The organism is Winogradskyella sp. 4-2091, assembly GCF_045765065.1.
In the GTDB taxonomy this organism is placed as follows: Bacteria; Bacteroidota; Bacteroidia; order Flavobacteriales; family Flavobacteriaceae; genus Winogradskyella.
On the sequence record NZ_JBJKOD010000004.1, the window covers coordinates 63,572 to 88,243 of the forward strand.

Sequence of the window (24,672 nt, forward strand, 5' to 3'; positions counted from 1 at the left end):
CCGAGCAATGCTCGGTCTTTAATAAAAACTAATGAAATTTACTTTTTAATAAATCGTTCTGTTACTACGTTTTTTCCATCACTAATCATAATCATATACATTCCTGGCTCTAAATAACTAACATTTAGTTGACCTGTATTTAAATTCCCTTTAAGTATTTCTCTTCCTAAAGAACTATATATACTATAAGTTACATTTGCAGTATTAACTTCAATATTTAACTGAGAACTTACAGGATTAGGAAATAACCTAACTTCTAATAATGCTATTAATTCAGGTTCTAATTTAATATTTTCTACTTCAGCTACAGCTTCTCTTGCAGAAGAGCTAGAAATTGTGTGTACACCTAAATCAGAAAACGTGTTAGAAGAATAACTATCCCATTCTGCAGTATTATAAGTCGTTGTTGGCTCTGTTACCGAACTTATACGTCTTAAGGTTGTATTTTTTCCAAAATTTGAGCTATTATTAAATTCGCCTACAATATCAATTAAAACACCATTTTTAAATAAACCAACTGGATCATTGCCATTAAATATCATTGCGCTCGCAGATGTTGTTAAATCAGCTTCTGTTGTAATTGCTGAAGATGCAGAACTATGAGCAACCACATAAACATCGCCATCTACAACATTACCTGATAAAGACAATGCTGTTCCCCATGATGAACCGCCATTTGTATTTCTTCTTAAATCATATGAAGACAAATCTATTGAAGCACCTGTAAAGTTTGCTATCTCTAGTGCCTTATTATACGAAGAACCTTCAACATATTCTGAAATAAACAATTCTGACGCACTACTTCCAGTACCTGAAGATAACGTTGTACCTGATGCTGAATTACTTACTAATGAAACATTACCTGCTGAGTCCAAAGCATAAACTGCATATGAATACGTTGTATTTGATGCTAAAGAAGCTGCTGAATACGATGTATTTGAAGACGAATCTAAATAAGCACCATCTTCATAAATTTCATAAATAATTACACCAACATTATCTGTTGAAGCAACCCAAGATAAATCTAATGAAGATGTCGTTGCATTTGAAACAACTAAACTACTTGGAGTAGATGGAGCAGTTAAATCTACAGTTTGCCCATAAACTATAACACTATCGCTAGACACATTACCAGATGCATCAATAGCATTTACTACAATAGAATAACTAGTATCAACTGTTAAACCTGCAACCTGAGTAGAGGTGTTTGCTGTCGTAGCATTTAAAACACCATCTAAATACAAATTATATGAAACCACACCAACATTATCAGTTGAAGCATTCCAAGAGATATCTAAAGTCGTTTCTGTTTCGTTATATACAATTATATTCTCTACAGTAGTTGGCGCAATAGTATCAACAGTAGTACCACCATCTATAGTATGCGAACCTATACCATCAAAGGTATTAGAAGAATAACTATCCCATTCTGCTGTACTATAAGTTGTTGTTGGATCCGTTACAGAACTTATGCGTCTTAAGGTTGTATCTTTTGCAAAATTTGAAGAGCCATTATTAAATACACCCACAATATCAATTAAAACGCCATTTTTAAACAAACCTACTGGGTCATTTCCATTAAAAATCATTGCACTTGCAGATGTAGTTAAATCAGTTTCTGTTGTAACCGCAGAAGCTGCAGAACTATGAGATACTACAAAAACATCACCATCTATAACACTACCTGATAAAGACAATGCTGTTCCCCAAGAAGAACCTCCATTTGTATTTCTTCTTAAATCATATGAAGATAAATCTATTGATGCACCTGTAAAGTTTGCTATCTCTATTGCCTTATTATACGAAGAACCTTCAACATATTCTGAAATAAATAATTCTGATGCACTACTTCCAGCACCTGTAGATAACGTTGTACCAGATGCAGAATTACTTACTAATGAAACATTACCTGCTGCATCTAAAGCGTAAACTGTATATGAATACGTTGTATTAGAGACCAAAGAAGTTACTGTATAATAAGTATTCGCAGATGTATCTAAATAAACTCCACCTTCATAAATATTATAACTAACAACACCAACGTTATCTGTTGATGCTACCCAAGTTAAATCTAACGTAGTCGTTGTTGCATTTGAAACAACTAAATTAGATGGTGCAGTTGGTGCTTGTGTGTCAGAAGAGGAAGAACCAAACTTATCTTCTGCTTGTGGTCCTCCCCAAATTTCTGTTGCAAAAGCAGGATTATCTATAAAAGGATTTCTATTGCCTTGTAAATTTTCAAGAATTGGGTTTCTTTGTTCTTCAAAAGCAGAAACGGGATCATCTACATTCCATTGTAAAAAAAGGTCAATCATATTTGCATCGATTGAAACGGATGTTCCTTCTCCAACATTAATTGGCAAACACTGACTATCGTATCTTAAATACAAATACATCATCATACGTGCAACATCACCTTTCCATTCATCACCAGGATACCAAAAAGCACCAACAATGCCAGCATCACCACTTCCATCTGTAAACTTTCTATTATTTCTGGTAGAATTCCATTGCGTATCACAAGGCCTTAAATGATGTGCATCTGCTCCTGGCCCAGATGTTCCTAGATTAGGATTACCTAAAGATTTAGGGAAAACATGTTCTCTGTTCCAATCTCCAACACTTCCTCCATTATCATTAATTCCTCTAGTTCTATCAGTCTTAGAATCTCCATCATTATCATCATAACCATAAATCATCAAAACTTTTGAACTATCATTTGGATCTAAATCAGTTTGCTTAAGCGCATCCCAAACTCCTGGCGTATAAGTTAAAAAGTTAGAATGCGTACTAATCACTTTCACTGCTAATTCATCTTTTAAGGACAGCCCTGAAAGGGTAAGGTCAACATCGTTGTAATACGATGGAATTTGAGCGATACCGAGTAAAGGAATTGCTAAAAACAGAAGTAATAATTTTTTCATAAAAATAGGTTTTAAATTTAATTAATGCTAAAGCTTAAATTTACGAAACTGTTATCCGTAAATGATGTGGTAAAACCGTAAACATACTGTGGTAAAACCGTAAATTTTGAATAACTCAAGTATGAATAACTCAAATTCTATTTACCTCTTCAAAACACTATTGTTATATTAGCAACCTATGAGTGTGAATTTACAAACTCCCATTGATTACCTCAAAGGTGTTGGCCCAAACCGCGCAGATTTATTGCGTTCGGAGTTAGGTATTCAAACGTATCAAGACCTCATCAATTTATTCCCAAATCGGTACATAGACCGCACACATTATTACAAAATAAATCAGTTACTTCGTAATGGTGCTGAAGTACAGATTATTGGCAAATTAATGGGCTTTAGAGAAGTGGCTCAAAAACGTGGTAAACGTTTAGTTGCTGACTTTAGAGATGACACCGGACAAATGGAATTGGTTTGGTTTCGTGGTCAGAAATGGATAAGAGAAAGTCTAAAACCAGGACAAACCTATGTGATTTTTGGAAAAACCAATTGGTTTGGCGGAAAATATAGTATGCCACATCCAGAAATTGAATTGCAAAAAGAACATGAAAGTAATCTGCGTTCTGCCATGCAGGCCATTTATCCTTCAACCGAAAAATTATCTAATAAAGGCATTACAAACAAAATAACATCCAAAATAATGCAGCAATTATTTTTGGAAACTAACGGTCGTTTTGTTGAAACATTACCAGATTCTATTTTGAAAGAATTAAAATTAATTTCAAAATCTGAAGCACTTTTTAATATTCATTTTCCGAAGACTCCAGAACTTTTAGCAAGAGCAAAATTTAGGTTAAAATTTGAAGAATTATTCTACATTCAACTGCAATTAATTATTAAAAATCTCATTCATAAATCTAAAATAAAAGGCTTCCAATTTGATAAAGTCGGTACTTATTTTAATAGCTTCTACAAAGACCATTTACCGTTTGAATTAACCAATGCACAGAAACGTGTTTTAAAAGAAATTAGGCACGATTTGGGTAGTAATGCGCAAATGAATCGACTTTTACAAGGTGATGTAGGTTCTGGCAAGACCATAGTTGCATTTATGTCAATACTCATGGGACTTGACAACGGTTTTCAATGTTGTCTCATGGCTCCTACTGCTATTTTGTCAGTTCAGCATTACCAAGGATTAAGTGAACTATGCAAACCCTTAGGAATCAGTGTTTCACTACTTACAGGTTCAACTAAAACTTCAGAACGAAAAATTATTCATGAAAATCTAGCAAACGGCAGTTTACAACTCTTAATTGGCACACATGCGCTTCTTGAAGACAAAGTAAAATTTAAGAATTTAGGACTCGCAATTATTGATGAGCAACATCGATTTGGTGTAAAACAGAGAAGTAAATTATGGCATAAAAGCCCACCTCAATCCTCCCAAAGGGAGGAAGCCAAAAACGTGCTAAAAAAATATATGACCGCTCGTCCTTCGGCTTACAATTTGATGAAAACATTTCAGCAAGAAAACAAAAAAAATAGTACTGAAGCAGAACGAATTTTACGGGAATGTTTAAGAGCTAAAAAATTAGATTTCAAATTTAGGCGTCAACATATTATTGATGAATTTATTGTAGATTTTGTTAATCTCGAAAAAAACTTAGTCATCGAAGTTGATGGAGGATATCATAACAGTTTACAACAACAAGAGGTTGATGAAATAAGAACATTAATATTAAAAGACTTAGGCTTTAAAGTTATTCGATTCTCAAATGAACAAGTCATTGGAGACATAGATAATGTAATAAGCCATATAGAAAAGCAGCTAAAAAGTCTCCCTTCTGGGGAGATTAGAGGGGCAACTATTCCGCCGCATATTCTTGTAATGACCGCAACACCAATTCCGAGAACCTTAGCGATGTCTGTTTATGGCGACTTAGATATTTCAATTATTGACGAATTACCAGCTGGAAGAAAACCGATAAAAACAGTTCATAGATATGATAATAATCGCCTAAAAGTTTTCAAGTTTATGAAAGACGAAATTGCTTTAGGTCGACAAATTTATATCGTCTATCCATTAATTCAGGAAAGCGAAAAAATGGATTATAAAGATTTAATGGATGGTTATGAAAGCGTTTCTAGAGAATTCCCAATGCCAGATTATCAAATTTCAATTGTACATGGAAAAATGAAACCTGCCGATAAGGATTACGAGATGCAACGTTTTGTAAAAGGTGAAACCCAGATAATGGTAGCCACAACTGTTATAGAAGTTGGTGTAAATGTACCAAATGCTTCTGTAATGATTATTGAAAGCGCAGAACGTTTTGGCTTATCTCAATTACACCAGTTACGAGGACGTGTTGGTAGAGGCGCAGAACAAAGCTATTGTATACTAATGACGAGTCACAAACTCAGCCAAGATAGCAAAACAAGATTAGAAACTATGGTACGTAGTAGTGATGGTTTTGAAATTGCAGAAGTAGATTTAAAATTACGTGGACCTGGCGATATTATGGGCACACAACAAAGCGGTATACTAAACCTTAGAATCGCAGATATTGTAAAAGACAAGGATATTCTAGAACAAGCACGTTATTATGCAAAAAACATATTAAAAAACGATCCTAGTTTAGCTGCACCACAGCACCAAGCGATTTTAAATACCTACAGACAAATGAGTAAGTATAAAAACATATGGAATTATATTAGTTAGAAACAACTTTCAATTTATCCATTAAAAACAATTATATAATGAGCATGCTACATCTAAAATTAGAAACCGACCCAAGATGGGCAACTATTGCTGAAGAAAACCTTGAAGAAATACTTACAGATCATGCCTGGTGTGAGCAAAAAGCGGCAACGAATGCCATTACTATTATCGCTAATAACTCTCAGTACGAGGACTTAGTTACAGATTTACTTGAGTTAGCTAAAGAGGAATTAGAGCACTTTCAAATGGTTCATGATATTATTAAAAAACGTGGTTACAAATTAGGAAGAGAGCGTAAAGACAGCTATGTCAACGAACTGTATAAATTTATGAATAAAGGTGGTAGCCGTCTTAAAAGTATGGTAGACAGACTGCTATTTTCAGCTATGATAGAAGCGAGAAGCTGTGAACGCTTTAAACTCCTCTCAGAACGCATAAAGGATAAAGAACTATCTAAATTTTACCACGAATTAATGATTAGCGAAGCTGGCCATTATACCATATTTATAACTTTCGCAAGAAAGTATGGTAAAGATATAGATGTAGATAAGCGCTGGCAAGAATTAGTGGAGTTTGAAGGTAAGGTTATTAAAAGCTACGGAAAGTCTGAATCTATACACGGCTAAAATCTTTTTACTTCTGTTAAAGCTGTAAGAAAAGATTAAGTCCAATTATTTATAAATCAGCTTGAAATTATGAATAACGAAACTATTTCACTCTGATATAAGACAAAAAAAGGAAGCACACGATGTACTTCCTTTTCTCTCTTCTTCAAAGCAATTTTATATTATGCTACTTGCTCTTCATGCTTACCCTCGTAAACCTCTTCTACCAATTTAGCATTGAAGGCTGGTAAATCTTCTGGCGAACGACTTGTTACTAACCCAGAATCTACTACAACTTCTTCGTCTACCCAATTTGCACCTGCATTAATTAAATCGGTCTTAATAGAGTCATACGATGTGACTTTTCTACCTTTAAGAACATCTGCCTCTGCCAACAACCATGGAGCATGGCATATTGCTGCTACTGGCTTATGATTCTCAAAAAATGATTTCACAAAATTTACTGCATCTTCATTTTTTCTTAAAATATCAGGATTTATTTGTCCTCCTGGTAACATTAAAGCATTATAGTCTTTCTGATTGACTTCATTTAATGTTTTATCTACTTTATATGAGTTGCTCCAATTACCATCAGCCCAACCTTTTATTTCTCCCGATTCTAAAGATACAATATGGACATCTGCTCCTGCGTTTTCCAAGGCCTGTTTTGGTTCTCTTAATTCGCTTTCTTCAAATCCGTTTGTTGCTAAAATTGCTACTGTTTTTTTATTTAAATTTTCCATTTTTGTGTATGTGTTTTAATTTGTGTTTAATTCTAATTTTAAATTGTAATAATTTTTAAATCATAGGTAAACCCTAATTAACACTCGTACTTAACTCATTATTTTGTAAACTATTCATCGCTTCTCCTATTACAGTCTCGCCCTGAATAATTTCAAAGGTTTTATTATTTGGCGCATCATCATGCAGTGCTTTTACTAGAGTTTGTGCCACATCTGCTCTACTAATTTCGCCTTGTTTATTTAATTTTTCGCTCAATTCAATCTTACCATTTCCTTCAGTATTATTTAAAGTTCCTGGTCTCACAATTGTATAATTTAATTCACTAGCTCTGAGATGCTCATCTGCATTTTGCTTCGCTTTCATGTAATCTTCCATTCCATCTACGGCATCAGGATTATCTGCTCCCATTGTACTTAACATTACAAACTTTTTAACGTCAGCCATTTTAGAAACTGCCATTAATCGTTTGGCACCTTCTTGATCTACCTCAACAACATTTTTCCCGCCAGATCCTGCCGCAAAAAGCACTTTATCTACGTCTTTTACTGCATGTGTAAGATCTTCTGTTATATCTGCCAATACAGTGCTTACACCTTGTACTTTAAATTGTTCTAATTGATCTTCTTTTCTAACCATTGCAATAGGGTTAAAATATTGCGATGCTTTTAAAAGGTTCACTATTTTTTTTCCTGTGGTACCATTGGCACCAGCTACTAAAATATTCTCCATAATTTTTTTATTTACTATTAACATAAAACGCATAAATAACGCCTGGTAACCATCCTACAATTGTTAATAGAATGCTAATTAGAAACTCAGTACCTACACCATGCTTTAAAAAAACTGCTAACGGTGGTAATAGAATGCTAAGGATAATTGTTAATAATGACATAATATGTGTTTTATTGGTTCGAGTCAAAATTATAGAGAATTAAAGCTTCTGTTTAGCGCAAATGAATGCGATATTGATTCAAATACTAAATTGGGAAAACTTTAATACTTATAAGCAATGAAGCCCAAATACGAGAATGCAAGGGCTTAACTATAAACTATGAAGATATCAGTAAGAGTGAGATAGAAATTTAAGAAAAACTTATTTATCCTGATGGTTATGTAAAAATTTTGAAGTTTTAATTATTCGCTTAATAACTGATTAATAAAATCGCTAAACTCTTTCTTAAATTCAATATACTTATTACCTGTTGCAGGACCATTAAAACCCGTATGTATCTTTCTTACCTTTCCCTTTTTATCTAAGAAAATAGTTGTTGGGTATGATAATACATGATTTAACATTGGCAGTTTTTCTTGCGCCTTGGCTTTATCAGATGTTCCATATTGTGCTAATAGAATCGGATATTCTATTTCTATTCTAGATTGTAAACGATCTATACTTTTAAAGGCTGTCTCTTTGGTTTTAGCGTACTCAAATGCTAAAGCCACAAATTCTATATCCTTGTTTTTATTCTTTTTATAAAACTCTGAGTAGTATTTACTTTCGTCTAAACAATTAGGACACCATGTGCCCATAATTTGTACAACAACCACTTTATCCTTGAAACGATCATCTATAATAGAAATTTCTTCATCCGATGTATTAGGAAATACAAAATCAATACTATCATAACCTTCTTTTAAAAACGTAAGGTTATTAGAATTTGGTAGTTCATAATTTTTGTTGCGTTTAGCCACAAAAGGTTCTCTCCAGTGGTTACCAGAATAAAAAACACCTTGCATTGTAGAATCTGTAACCGTTGCTGTAAATAAAAAGGCATGTGCACCATCAAAAGTAGATAGCTGCATTTCGTTTCCATCCATTACACCTTCAAGATATCTATAATCTCCTGTTGTCGTTCTAAAGGTTCCTGTTACTTTCTGCCCTTCTTGTTTAAAAACCCCTTTAGCAATATATTCATCTTCTGCTATGTCTTCACTAAAAACAGTTTCCCAGATTCCTGAAACATTAGCACTTGGTTTATTAGTTGTTTCAAAACGCGTATCATTATTATACTCTGCAAAGAATGGCACTATTCTACCTAAACTTTCTTTAATAAAACTACCTTTTAGATTATTACCTTCAAACTTTGCTGCAATGTAGCCTTCAAAAACAGGTGTCTCAATAAAAACAGAATCATTTCTGTATGCTATTTCATTGACCTCTATGATCTCTTCAGCATTAAAAATATGTAATTCCGTTGGCGACTTTACTTCAAAATTAAACGGTAATTCTTTATTATCCTTTACTTTTAGTGTAGCTCTGTATGTTCCCGTTTTTAATTCTTGTGCTTTTAGTATGTTAGAATTATTCTCATCTTTACAAGAAAACATAAGTAGTACAAAAACACTTACTATAATATATCGCATAATGGTTTGGGTAAGATTTTAATTTATTTTTTATAATTCTTGTGGCTTTATATTTAAAACAATAGCCCTATATCGAATGCCTCGCAACAACATCATTGGTCGTGCAAAATTTCTAAAATTACAGAAGCACTAATTTTAATTATGGAAGCGTTATTGAAACCTTCCCGTTTAAAATTTCATCATCATTTAAAAGCGTATTGCAAAAAATAAGTGTTAGGGTTTGTCCATCGTTTTCCACAAATAATTCCGTTTCTGAGGTGGAATTATATTCTATAAACACCTCATTGGTAGACTTCACCAATTCTCGTTGAATATAGGTTATATCAAATCCATAATTCACACCATAATATTGACCTGTCTGTGGATATCCATTGTCTAACTCATTAAAATTAATCTGAAATATATCTGGCCAAATCCCAAATCTAATACCAACATTTCCTTCATCGCAGCATTGTGGTTCTTCTATGGTAGCATACGCAGTTCGCCAATTGCCGTTGAGACTGTAATAATTGTTTTGCTGATAGGTGCATGGAATCTCTGATGTGGTAAATGATTCCCAATCTAATTTTTCATTATCTCCATTTTTAGAATAACAGGTGTAATAATATGTTGTGTTTGGAGATAATGAAGACATATCCATACTATAGGTTCTCATAGATGCTTCATAAGCAACGTCTTCTTCAATTATAAAAAACTGATCACTACTGGCATTAGTTTCACTACCAGTTCTAAAAATAAAGCCAACCTCGTAAGAATCTGATCCTTGATAATAATTATTAGAATTATCTATAAAACCGTTAAGTGTAACAGAATTTTGCGATGTATACGTTGCATAAGATTGTACTGGTGGTACATCAGAGGGTTCGTCATCTTCTCCTGTAATTTTGTCCACTACATCACATGAATATATTGTACAAGCAACAAATAGTAAGGCTAATAATTTTCTCATCTTAAATAATTGATTTTTGGTATCACAAATATATTGTATTCTATCATCATTATAAGTCATCAGCATAGAACAAAACAAATATCTTTAAGTAAAGCTTAAATTTTAATAATGGATGTTTCATTACCTATCAACTATTATTATCTTTGTGGCTTGACTAAATTATACTATGAAAATTTCATACAACTGGCTTAAACAGTTTATAAATACCGATTGGGACGCAGAGAAAACAGGAGATTTACTTACTGATCTTGGTCTTGAGATAGAAGGAATTGAAACCTATGAGTCTGTAAAAGGCGGCTTAAAAGGTATTATTGTTGGCGAAGTATTAACTTGTGAGCAACACCCAAATGCAGATCGTTTAAAAGTAACGACTGTAAATATTGGTACAGATGCGCCTCTACAAATTGTATGTGGTGCTCCTAATGTCGCAGCAGGCCAAAAAGTACCTGTAGCAACTATTGGTACAACTTTATATACTGCGGAAGGCGAAGCTTGGAAAATTAAGAAAGGTAAAATTAGAGGCGAAGAAAGCCATGGGATGATATGTGCCGAAGACGAATTAGGTCTTGGTGAATCACATGATGGTATTATGGTTTTAGATGATGCCACTTTGGTCGGTACGTTAGCAGCAGACTTATTTAAAATTGAAAATGATCAGGTTTTTGAAATAGGCTTAACGCCAAATCGAGCAGATGCCATGAGTCATTTTGGTGTTGCTAGAGATTTAAAAGCTGGTTTATTACAAAAAGAAGTGTCGTTAGAACTCATTACGCCTTCTGTAAGTTCTTATCACGTAGATGCAAGAGCATTAAAAATAGATGTTGATGTACAAGATTTAGAAAAAGCGCCTAGATATTGTGGTGTTACAATCTCCGATCTAAAAGTTGAACCTTCACCTGCTTGGTTGCAACATCGCTTAAAATCTATTGGTTTAGCACCTATTAACAATATTGTTGATGCAACTAACTACGTACTGCATGAACTTGGTCAGCCATTACATGCTTTTGATGCCGATAAGATATCTGGCAATAAAATTGAGGTTAAAACCTGCGAAGCTGGTACAAAATTTACCACTTTAGACGGTGTTGAGCGCGAACTCCATGAAGACGATTTAATGATTTGCGATGCTAAAAAACCTATGTGTATTGCTGGTGTTTTTGGCGGTTTAGATTCTGGCGTATCAGATCACACTACACGTATCTTTTTAGAGAGTGCCTATTTTAATCCGGTTAGCGTACGTAAAACTGCTAAACGACATGCTTTAAACACCGATGCTTCGTTTAGATTTGAAAGAGGAATTGATCCTAACATTACAGAGTATGCGCTAAAACGTGCTGCTTTACTTATCATAGAAATTGCAGGTGGCGAAATTACAAGCGATATTGTAGATGCATACCCAAAGAAAATTAAAGATTTTGAGGTTAGATTAAGTTTTGAAAATGCTAAAAAATTAATAGGAGAAGAAATCCCTAAAGAAACCATTAAAAGTATTCTTACATCTTTAGATATAAAAGTAAATAACGTCACGGAAACAGGTTTAGGTTTAACCGTACCTGCTTACAGAAATGATGTACAGCGCGAAGCGGATATAATTGAAGAAATCCTAAGAGTTTACGGTTATAATAATATTGCAACAACAACAAAGTTGAATGCATCTATTTCTAATTCATCACGCTTTGAAGATTATAAACTTCAAAATGTCATTGGCAATCAATTAGCGTCTCAAGGGTTCTATGAAATTATGGCCAATTCTTTAACGTCGCCCAAATACATAGAATTAAGTGATGATTTAAATGAGGAGCATAATGTAAAAATGCTAAATCCTTTAAGTAATGATTTAGAAGTAATGCGACAATCTTTATTATTTTCTGGACTAGAGGCCGTTGCACACAATATTAATAGAAAACGAGATGATTTAAAATTATTTGAATTCGGAAAAACATACCATCACTATTCTACATCTCGAGAAGAGCACAAGCACTTATCACTTTTTGTTACAGGAAATAAAGCTGAAGAGCGTTGGAATTCTAAAGCTAGTCAAACCGATTTTTTCTACCTTAAAGGATCCATTGTAGTTGCATTAGAGCGTTTAGGTTTAACAAAATTAAAAACCTCTCCTGTAAAATCTGATATTTTTAGTGAAGGCATGAGCTTTTCAATAGGTAAAAAGAAGATGGTAGATTTTGGCTTAGTAAAAAAATCGGTTTTAAAACCTTTTGGAATTTCTCAGAACGTATTATTTGCAGATTTTAATTGGGATAACGTGATTGAAATGGCAAAACACAATAAAATTAAGTTTAGCCCAATACCAAAATACCCTGAAGTTAGGAGAGACTTTGCTCTGTTATTGGATGATAAAATCACATTTGAAGAAATAGATACTATAGCCAAACAAACCGAAAGAAATTTACTTAAAAGCGTGAATTTATTCGATGTTTATGAAGGTAAAAAATTGCCATCTGGTAAGAAGAGTTATGCCGTAAGTTTTATTCTTCAAGATGAAAATAAGACGTTAAACGATAAGCAAATAGATAAAATAATGTCTAAGCTGCAATCTAATTTTGAAACTAAACTAGGTGCAGAATTAAGATAACCTTTACGTATAAAACGATATAAGCCTCAGGTTCAACAACTTGAGGTTTTTTTGTGCTATTTTTAAAATAACCTGTACTTTAAAATAAGTAGGCTTTAAGAATTATTTAAGATATTAGTAGCGACCTACTTGCGATAAACCCTCACTTCTTTTATATTGCAGTACTAATTAATCAATCGCTTAAAATATGAAAAAGATCTTAATCTTACTTATTGCAGCACCTCTGTTATTTAACAATTGTGCTTCCATCTTAAATGGTAAAGTTCAAAAGAATGTTACCGTTAGAACTAAAAATGCTAAATCTAAAGTTTACGTGGATGGTTCTAGCCAAGGAACAGGAAGGGCTGTAAAATCTAAAATGAACAGAGATGCTGACGTAAAACAAATTAGAATTGAAACTGAAGGTTACAAAGATCAGTATATTATTCATTATCAAAACCAAAAATCACCTTTATACATTATGTCTTGGGTTCCTTTTGGGATCTTATTATATCCTCCATTTTTAGATGTTAGTTCTAAAAGTTTTAATTATAAAAAAGAGATTTCAGTAAGAGAAAAACTGATTCCAATTAACGAAAAAGAAGAAGATGACAAATATTTATTTGTTTCAAATACAGCTTTTGATATTGGAGAAGATGACTTAAAAATTAGAAAAATTAGACACCGTTCTTTAAAAAAGAATAAGAAGAATAAGTTTAAGGATATAGATTCTAACTCAGAAGAAGTAAATTTTGATAATTCAATCTTTACAGATGCTTTAAATGAAATATTAGTTAACTATAAATACACAGATACTACTAATACTATTTTTAAGAGTAAAACCAATTCGTCTTATTTAAGTGCTACAGTAAAGAAGCTAGATTTACAACACGTATACCAAACAGCCGCAAGAAGTTACATGAGTTTCTTAAAATCTGAAATAGAAATTGAGTGGGATTTTCAAGATGTTTATGGACAATCTTTATATAAGCGTAAATACAAATCGTTATCAGGAGAATTTTCTTATGATCATTATGGAAAAGAAACGATTCTACTTTCTGTAAAAGATGCTATTTCTACATCATTCTTAAAATTTATTGCTGATTCAAAAGTGAAAAAATTACTTAAAAAAGGTAGTGATGTTGAAGACAAATTAGATGTATTATCACTAGAAAAAGGTACATTAGTATCTAGCTTAAGTGATGCTATTGAATCTTCTGTAACTGTAAAAGTAAACGAAGGTCATGGTAGTGGATTAAAAATTAGCCAAAACGGCTACATAATTACTAACTTCCATGTGGTTGCAAAATCGAAAGAAGATATTACGGTTATCTTAAAAGATGGTACTGAAATGGAGGCCCAATTAGTTCGCCAAAACGAGCAATTAGATTTAGCTCTAATTAAAGTTGATGCAACTTTTGATAAACACTTTAATATTCCTAGTACTAAAAACTATTCTGTAGGAGATGATATATTTGCTGTTGGTACACCTAAATCTATTGAGTTAGGACAAACATTAAGTAAAGGAATTATTTCCGGAGAAAGAACAAATACTGAAGTACAATTAATACAAACTGATGCTAGTGTTAATGGAGGAAACAGTGGTGGTCCATTAATTAACAGTGATGGTCAACTTTTAGGTGTTGTTAACTCTAAATTATCTGGATTTGGAATAGAAGGTTTAGGTTTTGCTATACCTGCTGAACTTATTTTAGAAGGCTTATCTATTCAAATTAAATAAAAGTATTGACGTAAATCTCTTTTAAACAGGAGTGTTACTACATATTAAGCCTCATAAGTATTACACCATAAGTAATATTTGTGAGGTTTTTTCTATTTCTAGCCTTTACAATTCAATTATTATATAGTGACAAAATAATAACCCTACCCTACTTTAGGGTTTAGATTAATTCTAGCAGGTACGTTTACTATTTGTGATAATAAATATTCGAAAATCCAATTATAAATATTTATAGACATAAAAAAGCCTTTAAACAATTATGCTTAAAAGCTTTCTATATGTAATACATTAAGTTATTTGTTCAACAAATTATACTTGCTCTGACCCAAAATTAAATTGAATAGATTTAAACTTCATTTCAATATAAGAGATTAAAGCATAAAAGAATACAGCTGCTCCAGACATTTCCAAGAATTCTTCAAAAGTAAACATCAATGCATAAGTTATAGTTTCCTCTCCATGCACTTCAGCATGCATTCCTCCTAGCATTTCCATACCAACAGCACCCGAAACAAATAACACACCTGCTAAAATAAATAGCTTTAAAATTCTTTTTGGTAAGCGCATCATAAATTTAAAATAAGCGATACCAAGAATAATAACTACAGCTACATAAGGAATAAACCATGCAAAATATAATAAACCAGATGTATTAAAAAGAGCTTCCATTGGTGCTCTAAATTGTTCATGAATCTGAATCATTTCATCTAAAGAAATGAATACAAATATTGCTGACAAACCTAGCCAATGCCAAAACTTTTCTCCAAGAGCTTTGCAACCATAAGCTATAAACGCCAATAAAATAGCATCACCCAATAGCACTAATGCAGAAAAATATGTTGGTAAATTAGCTTCTAGATTTACACTAAAGAGTTTTACCAGCAATCTTGTTACTTTACTTTCCATACCAGCTGTATTAAACAACAGGTAAATAGCGAATAAATTACCTAGAATCAATAAGATAATTCCAATAAATAAATTGCGAAGAACTTTAGTATTTCGAACTTGAAATTTCATAAAAATTGAGTTTATATTCTTACACCATTCACTGATAGTTATAAGAATATGAATTAGATTGATAGCTTAAAGCCGCCGAAGGTAAAATATTTACCTAATTGAACTCAATAAATTATTCAAACGACAAATAACTTCGATTAAAGGTTTTCACTGTGCTGTACTTAAATAATTAAAAATCTGAATAACAACAACTTATGATTACATATTAATGCAATTTTATTCTCTAAATATTATATAAAATTTAATACAATTGCTTGTAAAAGTTCTTATTTTTAACATTCAATAAAACTAAAAATTATGGCAAAAATAACGTTAAAAGGAAATCCTATTGAAACAATAGGTAGTTTACCAACAACTGGTAGTAAATCTCCAGATTTTAAACTTACGGCAACAGACTTATCCACTAAAACTTTAAATGATTATGAAGGTAGTCGTTTAGTCTTAAATATTTTCCCTAGCGTTGACACTGGCACGTGTGCACAATCTGTAAGAACATTTAATGAAAAAGCAAGCGAACTTGAAAATACAAAAGTGTTATGTATCTCTAAAGATTTACCATTTGCACTCGCTCGTTTTTGCGGCGCAGAAGGTTTAGAAAATGTAGAGAGTTTATCTGACTTTAAAACAGGTAGTTTTGGAAACGATTATGGCTTAACGTTTAAAACAGGTCCTCTTGAAACATTACATTCTAGATGTATCGTGGTACTTGATAAAGACGGAACAGTACTTCACACAGAACAAGTAGAAGAAATTGTAGATGAACCAAATTACGAAACTGCATTAGAAAGTTTAAGCTAATAAGGGAATGCAAAAAAAGGAATCCTTTTTAGTAAATAGAATAAAAAGCGTTGGTTTTGCTTTTAAAGGCATGCTAATTCTTATTAGAACGGAAGCCAGCATTAAGGTGCAATTATTTATAGCAATTGTAATGACCTTTGCTGGCTTCTTTTTTGATATTTCTAAAAGCGAATGGATGGCTCAAGTTATAATGATTGGTATTGTAATGAGTTTGGAAGGTATGAACACTGCTATTGAATATATTGCAGATTTTATTCACCCAGAATACCATAAGAAAATAGGCTTAATAAAAGATGTAGCCGCAGGTGCTGTTTTTATCGCTGCAATTATTGCAGTTATTTTAGCTGGCATTATTTATCTCCCAAAGTTTGTATAAATTTATTAAATGTCATTCAATTTAATAGACAGAGTACTATACCTAAATAAAAGAGGAAACCCTGAACCAATGGAACAAGTTTGGCAATGGATTGACAAAAATGAAGTTGAACCAGCAAACAAATTTATTAGTGGTAGTGAAACTTATTATTGGAAAATAATTTCGTCACTAAAATTTAATTCTCTTATAGTCGAAGAAAATACCGATTGGGTTTTAATTTTCACAAAGAATAAAACATTTAAAGCATTAGGAAAGTATATTTTATATTCTGAAAATTTAATAGGAAATAAAAATCATCCTAAGATTCATACATTATGGATTTTCAATTCAAACTTTGAAGGACTGGAAGTATCCAAACAGCCTTTATTTATTTGTTCTCCACATAATTTCAAAAGCAGTACAAGAACCATAGATCATGACTTTCAACTTCTCATTTCAAAACTTAAAAACCCTAAGATTAAACTAACCGAGTTTATCATAGATCCTAAATCAAAAGAACGTTATAAACGAATACGATAAAAACTAACTTATCTCTTCATTCTATACCAAAACGAGAAGAATAAACGTTACTAATTTGTATTTTTGTTAAATTCTGATTTTGCAATCTTTTTTAAAAAATAAAATGAAGCAATCGTTACTAATTTTTCTGCTTTCATTATTTGTTTTTAGTTGTGAAAAGCAAATAAAATCAGTTCATCATGTTCTTAAAATTAATGGTCGTTTAGGTCAACTTGAAATTAAAAATGCTAACGATTATCTTACAGCAAAAGCATTCGCTTTAGGTAAATTTAATTATCGAGAAGATTTAAGATTTACTAAGGTAAAATCCATGCATTCCTCTAAAGTATTGTACTTAGATGCAGAAGTATATAATGCTTTTATAAAAATGTACGATGCTGCAGTTAAAGATGGTGTTTCATTAAAAATTATTTCAGGCACCCGAAATTTTAATGAGCAGAAGGCCATTTGGGAACGTAAATGGCAAAAGTATAATAGTCTTAAACCTACAGAACGTGCAACGAAAATATTAGAATATAGTTCTATGCCAACCTCGTCTCGTCATCATTGGGGAACAGATTTAGACTTAAATAGTTTAAGTAATTCGTATTTTAGCAGCGGAAAAGGAAAAGTCATTTACGATTGGCTCAATGCAAATGCAAATGATTTTGGCTTTTACCAAGTATATACCGAGAAAATAAACGGAAGAACCGGTTATAATCTCGAAAAATGGCATTGGTCTTATTTACCTTTAGCAAGTGAGTATTTAAATTTTTATAATGTTAATATTACGGCAAAAGATGTAAACGGATTTGATGGAGCACTATTAGCTAATGAACTAAATATTATAGAAGACTATGTAAATGGTATTTCTAAAAAAGCAAAAGCGTACAAATAAATATTTCTGATAAAGAGAAAATATATACCGAAATGAATTCGGCTAAGAATGGCAAAAAAAACAACAAAAAAGAAAACAACTTCAAAAGCAAAAACGACAAGCAAAGCAAAGGCGTCTATAAAAAAGCCCTCCTTTAAGCTAAGCAGTCAGCATAAACTAGTTTTTGGTAGTTTACTTATAATTTTAGGACTTCTACTTTTTATATCTTTTTTATCGTTTGTGTTTACCGGTAAAGAAGATCAAAGTGTTTTACATAGTTTTCCTGAGCGGTCAACAGAGTACAAAAATTGGGCAAGTCAATTAGGCGCTTGGGTAAGTGAATTTTTTATTACAAAAGGGTTTGGTATACCATCCTTTATATTTTCTGGTTTAATATTTCTTTCTGGAGTTTATGTCACTCTTAATTTAAACAAAACAAAACTCCGAAAACATTGGATTTGGGGAACACTAATAGTAATATGGTTATCTATATTATTAGGCTTCTTTTCACACAAATATGATTTACTTGGTGGCACCATAGGTTTTGAAATGAATCAATTTTTTCAAGATTATATCGGTAAAATCGGTACCATCCTTCTTTTATTATTTGGTTTTATCACTTATTTAGCCATTAGATTTAAAGTTACTGGTGAGAGTATTGTAAACACTTTTAAGAGTGCTAAATCAGCTATTAAAGATGATTTACAATCTGAAGAAAATGATAAAAAACCAACTGTAATTTTTGATAATAACCTAACGGAAGAAGCTGAAGCAATTAAATCTGCGTTTGAGATTCCTTTAGAAGATCCAAAGCCAACTATAAGCAACCATTCTAAGCCAACTGTAAAGGCAGAGCCAAAAACTGAAGTCAAGACTGAAGAGCTTAAAATGGAAGTGACGGCCAAACCTGTTGAAGAATCCGTTGAAGTGCCAGAATTAAAAGTTGAAGTTGAAACCGTAGAAGAAGAAAAATCTGAAGATGATAATTTAGCAGATAAATTAGTTGAAGACTTTGGGCAGTTTGATCCTACTTTAGAGTTGAGTAAGTATCAATTTCCGACTTTAGATTTATTAAAAAAATATGATAACGAAGGGATTTCTATAGATCAAGAAGAACTTGAAGAGAATAAAAATAGAATTGTAGAAACCCTAAACAATTATAAAATTGGTATTAGTAGTATTAAAGCGACTATTGGACCAACAGTTACACTTTATGAAATAGTACCAGAAGCTGGTATCAGAATTTCAAAAATTAAAAATTTAGAAGACGATATCGCTCTTTCTCTTGCTGCATTGGGTATTAGAATCATTGCTCCTATTCCTGGTAAAGGAACTATTGGTATTGAAGTACCAAATAAAAATGCGACTATTGTTTCAATGCGTTCTGTAATAGCATCACAGAAATTTCAAAAATCTACAATGGAACTTCCAATTGCATTTGGTAAAACCATTAGTAACGAAACCTTTGTTGTAGACTTAGCAAAAATGCCACACATGCTAATGGCTGGTGCTACAGGACAAGGTAAATCTGTAGGTTTAAACGCTGTACTAACGTCATTACTTTATAAAAAGCATCCTGCGGAAGTAAAGTTTGTATTGGTTGATCCCAAAAAGGTGGAATTAACGCTGTTTAATAAAATTGAACGTCACTATTTAGCTAAACTACCAGATAGTGAAGATGCTATTATTACTGATAATACAAAGGTTATTAATACATTGAATTCATTATGTATTGAAATGGATAACCGTTACGAAATGCTTAAAAATGCATTTTGTAGAAATATTGCTGAGTATAATGCCAAATTTAAAGCTAGAAAATTAAATCCAAATGATGGTCATGCATTTTTACCATACATTGTATTAGTTGTAGATGAGTTTGCGGATTTAATTATGACAGCTGGTAAAGAAGTAGAAACACCTATCGCTCGTTTGGCGCAACTAGCAAGAGCTATTGGTATACATTTAATTGTTGCAACACAACGACCATCTGTTAATGTAATTACTGGTATTATAAAAGCCAATTTCCCAGCACGTATTGCTTTTAGGGTAACAAGTAAAATAGATTCACGTACCATTTTAGATGGCTCTGGCGCAGATCAATTAATTGGTCGGGGAGACATGTTGTATACACAGGGCAATGAACTTATACGTATACAATGTGCTTTTGTAGATACGCCAGAAGTTGAAAAAATAACAGAATTTATTGGCGGTCAAAAAGCATATCCTGATGCACATTTATTACCAGAATATGTTGGTGAAGAAGGTGGCACAAATCTTGATATAGATATATCAGACAGAGACAAATTGTTTAGAGATGCGGCAGAATTGATAGTGACAGCACAGCAAGGTTCTGCATCTTTATTACAGCGAAAACTAAAATTAGGATACAATAGAGCCGGTAGAATTATAGATCAATTAGAAGCCGCTGGAATTGTAGGTAATTTTGAAGGCAGTAAAGCAAGGCAAGTATTAGTGCCAGATTTATTAGCTTTAGATCAATTATTAGAAAACGAAAAAAATCAATAAGATTAAATATTATAAAATAAATGAAATCAAAGATTCACGACAACAATAAAAATAAAATAAGCGCTATGAGTAAAAAATTATTTGTAATTGCATTTTTAGCATTAGGATTTATAGGATTTGCACAAAGTGATGCCAAAGCAGAAGCATTACTCAACGAAGTTAGCACTAAGATAAAAGCTTATAAAAACATAAGCTTAGATTTTAAATACGAATTAAATAATGTAAGTGAAAGCATTAGCCAAGAAACGCGTGGAGATGTTGTAATGGAAGGCGAAAAGTTTAAATTAAATATATTAGGAATTACGCGTATTTACGATGGAAAAACGATGTATACTATTAGTCCTGAAGACGAAGAAGTAACAATATCCTCAGATAATACAGAAGATGAAAGTACAATTACACCAAGTAAAATGTTATCATTTTATGAAGATGGTTATATCTTTAAAATGGATATTGTTCAGACGGTAAAAGGTAGAAAAATTCAATATGTAAAACTAAGTCCTATCGATACAAATTCTGAAATCAAACATGTATTATTAGGTATTGATGCGACTACAAAACACATTTATAACTTAATTGAAGTTGGTAAAAACGGTACTAAAACAACATTAACTGTTAATTCTTTTAAAACCGACCAACCTATTTCAAAAACCTTATTTACATTTGACGAAAGTAAATACAAGGATTACTACATCAACAAATTAGATTAAGGCAAAATTATAACTGTGTGAAAATACTCGATAGGTACATACTTATCACATTCTTAAGGACGTTTTTAAGCGTCTTTATTATATTCATGTTTATCTTTATTTTGCAAGGAGTTTGGCTATATATTGCTGAGCTAGCTGGTAAGGATTTAGATGTTATTGTGACTGTAAAATTCATTCTGTATTACATGCCAAAATTAATTCCTTTGGTAGTTCCGCTAACTGTATTATTGTCTTCAATAATGGTTTTTGGAAATTTTGCAGAAAACTATGAATTTGCTGCTATGAAATCCACAGGAATTTCACTGCAACGTGCTATGCGTAGCTTAAGTGTCTTTATTGTAGGCTTAGGTATAGCCTCTTTCTTTTTCGCCAATAATGTGATTCCTTGGGGCGAATACAATTTCTATAATTTAAGAAAAAATATTGCTAAAGTTAAACCCGCTTTGGCAATTGCAGAAGGTCAATTCAACGAAATAGGAAATATAAATATTAAAGTAGATAAGAAATCTGGCGATAGAGGTCAGTTTTTAGATGGCGTACTTATTCATAAAAAAAGTAACAAGCGTAAATCTGGCAATTTTATCGTTATTATCGCCGAAAAAGGCGAATTAAAAAGTAGTCCTGACTCCAATATTTTACAGCTCGAATTAATTAACGGAAATTATTACGAAGAAGTATTAAATAATAATCGCTCTAATACAACAGATCAGCCACACGTAAAAAGTTATTTTGACAATTATATTTTTAATGTTGATTTAGAAAATTTAAATCCTGATGACCTTGATGAGAAAAGCCAAAGTGACAGGTATAACATGTTAGATGTTTCTCAATTAAACTATACCATTGATAGTTTAAAAACACAAAGACAAAATGATTATTCTGCCTTGTCAAATACCTTATACAATAGAAGCACCTACTCTTCTTTAAATATGAATATTGATACCGTTAAAGTTGATACCTTGTATACAGGAAAAAATATTTTAGACCTTTTTAATACAAACCAAAAGGTTCAAATATTAAATCTGGCAAAAAACTCGGCTAATAGCACAAAGCAGATTATAGAATCAAATAAAAAATCATTTCAAAATAAGCAGATAAGATTAAACAAGCATATTATCGTTATGCATGACAAGTTTGTGTTAGCTTTTGCATGTGTTATCTTATTTTTTGTTGGTGCACCACTTGGAGCTTTAATAAGAAAAGGAGGTATAGGATTACCAATGGTTGTGGCCATCGTACTTTTCTTAACCTACCATTTCTTTGGGATTTTTGCAAAAAACAGTGCAGAAAAAGGAAGTTTTAGTCCAATAATTGGCGCTTGGTTATCTACAGCTGTTATGCTCCCATTAAGTATCTATTTAACAACAAGAGCTACCAATGACAAGGGGGTTTTTCAGTTTGATGCCATTACTGTTCCATTAAAAAATTTGTTTTCTTCAAAAAACAAAGTTCAACTTTCTGAAACAGATACAAAAACTTATAATTTTTATAAAAAGTATTCATTAAATGAGTTAATTGGTATCATTAAAAATCAGAATGAATTCGATTTAGATAAAAAACCTAAAGAAATTGCGCTTCACAGTATATTAGATAGAAATATTTCGTTAGAAGGTTTAAAATCCGAAGGCTTAGAAATTCCAAACAAACTTATTGATGCACGGGTTTTATTGAAAGACTATAAAGACTATTCTAAAACTAGTATTATTAGTTTTTTCTTAGGTATTATTCTATTAGTTTTATTTTTCGTTTTTAAAAATAACAAACTTCCAGATCTTGCTGAAACCGCTAAAGCGTTAAGTATAATTGCAGGTTTGTTTTTTGCAATATATGTAGTTGTAGATGCCTATATATATTCAAAATTTTATAAAACACTTGATTTAGAAGGCAAACGAATAAATCCATTTATTCATATTATTACTTTACCTATTTACCCTTTAAAATATCTCGTATTAAGGAACAAGGTTTCGCAAGACTTTTACACGAGTTGTCTTCAAAATATAAAATAACCTTACCTTTGCTTTTTATAAACTCAATGACTATGATATCTAATTCAGTGAATACTAAAACAAAACTTAATACAATAGAAGAAGCTATTGAGGATATTAGGCAAGGTAAAGTGATCATTGTTGTTGACGATGAAAACCGTGAAAACGAAGGGGATTTTTTGGCTGCAGCAGAAAAAGTAACACCAGAGATGATTAATTTCATGGCAACTCATGGTCGTGGTTTAATCTGTGCACCACTTACAGAGCATAAATGTGAAGAATTAGAACTGAACATGATGGTAAGAAATAACACTGACCCAATGGAAACCGCTTTTACAGTGTCCGTTGATTTAAGAGGGAATGGTGTTAGTACAGGTATTTCTGCTAGTGATAGAGCAAAAACTATACAAGCTTTAGTACAAAAAGACACTAAACCTTTTGAGCTGGCAAGACCAGGACATATTTTTCCTTTGGTAGCAAAAGAAGGTGGAGTTTTGAGAAGAACAGGACATACTGAGGCTGCTATAGATTTTGCAAGATTAGCTGGTTTTGAACCAGCAGGTGTTATCGTTGAGATAATGAATGAAGATGGGACGATGGCTCGTTTACCACAACTATTAAAGGTTGCAGAGAAATTTGATCTTAAAATAGTTTCTATAGAAGATTTAGTAGCCTATCGTATGGAATACGACTCTTTAATAGAGAAGAAAGAAGATTTTGATATTGAAACGCGCTTTGGTAAATTTAGACTTAGAGCTTATCTGCAAACTACAAATAATCAGGTGCATATTGCACTAACCAAAGGAAACTGGAAATCTGATGAAGCCATCCTAACACGTGTCAATTCTACATTAGTGAATAATGATATCCTAGGAACCTTAACTAATAATGCTGATAAAAAATTAGATGACATGTTCAATGTTATTAATACGGAAGGAAAAGGCGCTATTATTTTTATCAATCAGCAAGCACAATCTATGAATTTATTAAACCGTCTTTCATTATTAAAAGAAAATCAAATTGACGGTCAATTAATAAAAGCTCCAAGTTTAGCTATGGATTCTAAAGATTTTGGAATTGGAGCACAAATACTACACGACCTTAAAATTAGCAAACTTAAACTGCTATCAAATAGTCTCCAAACTAAACGTGTAGGTATGATTGGTTATGGTTTAGAGATTGTAGAATATGCTGAATATTAAGAGATAAATAGCTCTTCCTAATTATTACTTCTAAATATTATACTTGAAGCACTTGTTTAAGTTTACAG

At 32.1% G+C, this 24,672-nt stretch carries 19 protein-coding genes; 12 read left to right on the top strand and 7 right to left on the bottom strand.

What is annotated here, in order from left to right; translation table 11 throughout:
* Positions 1–38: 38 nt before the first annotated feature.
* The gene (locus ACJBCC_RS06465; RefSeq protein ID WP_407556709.1) at positions 39–2,924 is read right to left on the bottom strand and encodes an endonuclease; all 2,886 of its coding nucleotides are present in this window, start codon (positions 2,922–2,924) and stop codon (positions 39–41) included.
* 178 nt (positions 2,925–3,102) lie between these two features.
* Here ACJBCC_RS06465 and ACJBCC_RS06470 point away from each other — a divergent pair, with 178 nt between their 5' ends.
* Complete coding sequence (locus ACJBCC_RS06470; RefSeq protein ID WP_407556710.1) at positions 3,103–5,640, top strand: DUF559 domain-containing protein; 2,538 nt, start codon at positions 3,103–3,105, stop codon at positions 5,638–5,640.
* Positions 5,641–5,684: 44 nt separating this feature from the next.
* Positions 5,685–6,266, top strand: coding sequence for a tRNA-(ms[2]io[6]A)-hydroxylase (locus ACJBCC_RS06475; protein WP_407556858.1), 582 nt, complete (start codon positions 5,685–5,687; stop codon positions 6,264–6,266).
* 161 nt (positions 6,267–6,427) lie between these two features.
* Here ACJBCC_RS06475 and ACJBCC_RS06480 read toward each other — a convergent pair whose 3' ends face one another.
* The 5 genes from ACJBCC_RS06480 to ACJBCC_RS06500 all read right to left on the bottom strand — a co-directional run bounded on the left by ACJBCC_RS06480 (position 6,428) and on the right by ACJBCC_RS06500 (position 10,302).
* A complete protein-coding gene (locus ACJBCC_RS06480; protein ID WP_299101103.1) occupies positions 6,428–6,988 on the bottom strand; it encodes a type 1 glutamine amidotransferase domain-containing protein in 561 nt (186 codons plus the stop codon).
* Between the two features lie 73 nt (positions 6,989–7,061).
* A complete protein-coding gene (locus tag ACJBCC_RS06485) occupies positions 7,062–7,718 on the bottom strand; it encodes an SDR family oxidoreductase (RefSeq protein ID WP_299101101.1) in 657 nt (218 codons plus the stop codon).
* Between the two features lie 7 nt (positions 7,719–7,725).
* The gene (locus tag ACJBCC_RS06490) at positions 7,726–7,881 is read right to left on the bottom strand and encodes a YqaE/Pmp3 family membrane protein (RefSeq protein WP_299101099.1); all 156 of its coding nucleotides are present in this window, start codon (positions 7,879–7,881) and stop codon (positions 7,726–7,728) included.
* Positions 7,882–8,123: 242 nt separating this feature from the next.
* Positions 8,124–9,353 (bottom strand): peroxiredoxin, encoded by a 1,230-nt coding sequence (locus ACJBCC_RS06495; RefSeq protein WP_299101097.1) that lies wholly within the window; start codon positions 9,351–9,353, stop codon positions 8,124–8,126.
* Positions 9,354–9,492: 139 nt separating this feature from the next.
* Positions 9,493–10,302, bottom strand: a complete 810-nt coding sequence (locus tag ACJBCC_RS06500; protein WP_299101096.1) for a hypothetical protein — start codon at positions 10,300–10,302, stop codon at positions 9,493–9,495.
* A 166-nt stretch (positions 10,303–10,468) separates the two neighbouring features.
* On the opposite strand from ACJBCC_RS06500, the gene pheT reads away from it, so the two are divergent.
* Both pheT and ACJBCC_RS06510 read left to right on the top strand, forming a co-directional pair.
* Entirely contained in the window at positions 10,469–12,895 is a 2,427-nt protein-coding gene (gene pheT, locus ACJBCC_RS06505; protein WP_299101094.1) for a phenylalanine--tRNA ligase subunit beta, read from the top strand.
* 187 nt (positions 12,896–13,082) lie between these two features.
* A complete protein-coding gene (locus tag ACJBCC_RS06510; RefSeq protein WP_299101092.1) occupies positions 13,083–14,615 on the top strand; it encodes a S1C family serine protease in 1,533 nt (510 codons plus the stop codon).
* 309 nt (positions 14,616–14,924) lie between these two features.
* Here ACJBCC_RS06510 and ACJBCC_RS06515 read toward each other — a convergent pair whose 3' ends face one another.
* Positions 14,925–15,632, bottom strand: a complete 708-nt coding sequence (locus ACJBCC_RS06515; RefSeq protein ID WP_407556711.1) for a hypothetical protein — start codon at positions 15,630–15,632, stop codon at positions 14,925–14,927.
* Positions 15,633–15,929: 297 nt separating this feature from the next.
* Here ACJBCC_RS06515 and tpx point away from each other — a divergent pair, with 297 nt between their 5' ends.
* The 8 genes from tpx (at position 15,930) to ribB (ending at position 24,604) form a co-directional block, all read left to right on the top strand.
* Entirely contained in the window at positions 15,930–16,430 is a 501-nt protein-coding gene (gene tpx / locus ACJBCC_RS06520; RefSeq protein WP_407556712.1) for a thiol peroxidase, read from the top strand.
* Between the two features lie 7 nt (positions 16,431–16,437).
* Positions 16,438–16,806, top strand: a complete 369-nt coding sequence (locus ACJBCC_RS06525; RefSeq protein WP_407556713.1) for a diacylglycerol kinase family protein — start codon at positions 16,438–16,440, stop codon at positions 16,804–16,806.
* Positions 16,807–16,815: 9 nt separating this feature from the next.
* Positions 16,816–17,325, top strand: coding sequence for a hypothetical protein (locus ACJBCC_RS06530; protein ID WP_407556714.1), 510 nt, complete (start codon positions 16,816–16,818; stop codon positions 17,323–17,325).
* Between the two features lie 103 nt (positions 17,326–17,428).
* The gene (locus tag ACJBCC_RS06535) at positions 17,429–18,202 is read left to right on the top strand and encodes a M15 family metallopeptidase (RefSeq protein WP_407556715.1); all 774 of its coding nucleotides are present in this window, start codon (positions 17,429–17,431) and stop codon (positions 18,200–18,202) included.
* Positions 18,203–18,250: 48 nt separating this feature from the next.
* Positions 18,251–20,707, top strand: a complete 2,457-nt coding sequence (locus ACJBCC_RS06540) for a DNA translocase FtsK 4TM domain-containing protein (RefSeq protein ID WP_407556716.1) — start codon at positions 18,251–18,253, stop codon at positions 20,705–20,707.
* 65 nt (positions 20,708–20,772) lie between these two features.
* Positions 20,773–21,417, top strand: a complete 645-nt coding sequence (locus tag ACJBCC_RS06545; RefSeq protein WP_299101078.1) for an outer membrane lipoprotein carrier protein LolA — start codon at positions 20,773–20,775, stop codon at positions 21,415–21,417.
* 17 nt (positions 21,418–21,434) lie between these two features.
* The gene (locus ACJBCC_RS06550) at positions 21,435–23,423 is read left to right on the top strand and encodes an LptF/LptG family permease (protein WP_407556717.1); all 1,989 of its coding nucleotides are present in this window, start codon (positions 21,435–21,437) and stop codon (positions 23,421–23,423) included.
* Positions 23,424–23,455: 32 nt separating this feature from the next.
* Entirely contained in the window at positions 23,456–24,604 is a 1,149-nt protein-coding gene (ribB, locus tag ACJBCC_RS06555; protein WP_299101074.1) for a 3,4-dihydroxy-2-butanone-4-phosphate synthase, read from the top strand.
* Positions 24,605–24,672: the final 68 nt, after the last annotated feature.

What these genes read in the sequence shown, in the direction of transcription:
- ACJBCC_RS06465 (WP_407556709.1), bottom strand. Translation starts at nt 2,924, where the DNA reads ATGAAAAAATTATTACTTCTGTTTTTAGCAATTCCTTTACTCGGTATC.
- ACJBCC_RS06470 (WP_407556710.1), top strand. Translation starts at nt 3,103, where the DNA reads ATGAGTGTGAATTTACAAACTCCCATTGATTACCTCAAAGGTGTTGGC.
- ACJBCC_RS06475 (WP_407556858.1), top strand. Translation starts at nt 5,685, where the DNA reads ATGCTACATCTAAAATTAGAAACCGACCCAAGATGGGCAACTATTGCT.
- ACJBCC_RS06480 (WP_299101103.1), bottom strand. Translation starts at nt 6,988, where the DNA reads ATGGAAAATTTAAATAAAAAAACAGTAGCAATTTTAGCAACAAACGGA.
- ACJBCC_RS06485 (WP_299101101.1), bottom strand. Translation starts at nt 7,718, where the DNA reads ATGGAGAATATTTTAGTAGCTGGTGCCAATGGTACCACAGGAAAAAAA.
- ACJBCC_RS06490 (WP_299101099.1), bottom strand. Translation starts at nt 7,881, where the DNA reads ATGTCATTATTAACAATTATCCTTAGCATTCTATTACCACCGTTAGCA.
- ACJBCC_RS06495 (WP_299101097.1), bottom strand. Translation starts at nt 9,353, where the DNA reads ATGCGATATATTATAGTAAGTGTTTTTGTACTACTTATGTTTTCTTGT.
- ACJBCC_RS06500 (WP_299101096.1), bottom strand. Translation starts at nt 10,302, where the DNA reads ATGAGAAAATTATTAGCCTTACTATTTGTTGCTTGTACAATATATTCA.
- pheT (WP_299101094.1), top strand. Translation starts at nt 10,469, where the DNA reads ATGAAAATTTCATACAACTGGCTTAAACAGTTTATAAATACCGATTGG.
- ACJBCC_RS06510 (WP_299101092.1), top strand. Translation starts at nt 13,083, where the DNA reads ATGAAAAAGATCTTAATCTTACTTATTGCAGCACCTCTGTTATTTAAC.
- ACJBCC_RS06515 (WP_407556711.1), bottom strand. Translation starts at nt 15,632, where the DNA reads ATGAAATTTCAAGTTCGAAATACTAAAGTTCTTCGCAATTTATTTATT.
- tpx (WP_407556712.1), top strand. Translation starts at nt 15,930, where the DNA reads ATGGCAAAAATAACGTTAAAAGGAAATCCTATTGAAACAATAGGTAGT.
- ACJBCC_RS06525 (WP_407556713.1), top strand. Translation starts at nt 16,438, where the DNA reads ATGCAAAAAAAGGAATCCTTTTTAGTAAATAGAATAAAAAGCGTTGGT.
- ACJBCC_RS06530 (WP_407556714.1), top strand. Translation starts at nt 16,816, where the DNA reads ATGTCATTCAATTTAATAGACAGAGTACTATACCTAAATAAAAGAGGA.
- ACJBCC_RS06535 (WP_407556715.1), top strand. Translation starts at nt 17,429, where the DNA reads ATGAAGCAATCGTTACTAATTTTTCTGCTTTCATTATTTGTTTTTAGT.
- ACJBCC_RS06540 (WP_407556716.1), top strand. Translation starts at nt 18,251, where the DNA reads ATGGCAAAAAAAACAACAAAAAAGAAAACAACTTCAAAAGCAAAAACG.
- ACJBCC_RS06545 (WP_299101078.1), top strand. Translation starts at nt 20,773, where the DNA reads ATGAGTAAAAAATTATTTGTAATTGCATTTTTAGCATTAGGATTTATA.
- ribB (WP_299101074.1), top strand. Translation starts at nt 23,456, where the DNA reads ATGATATCTAATTCAGTGAATACTAAAACAAAACTTAATACAATAGAA.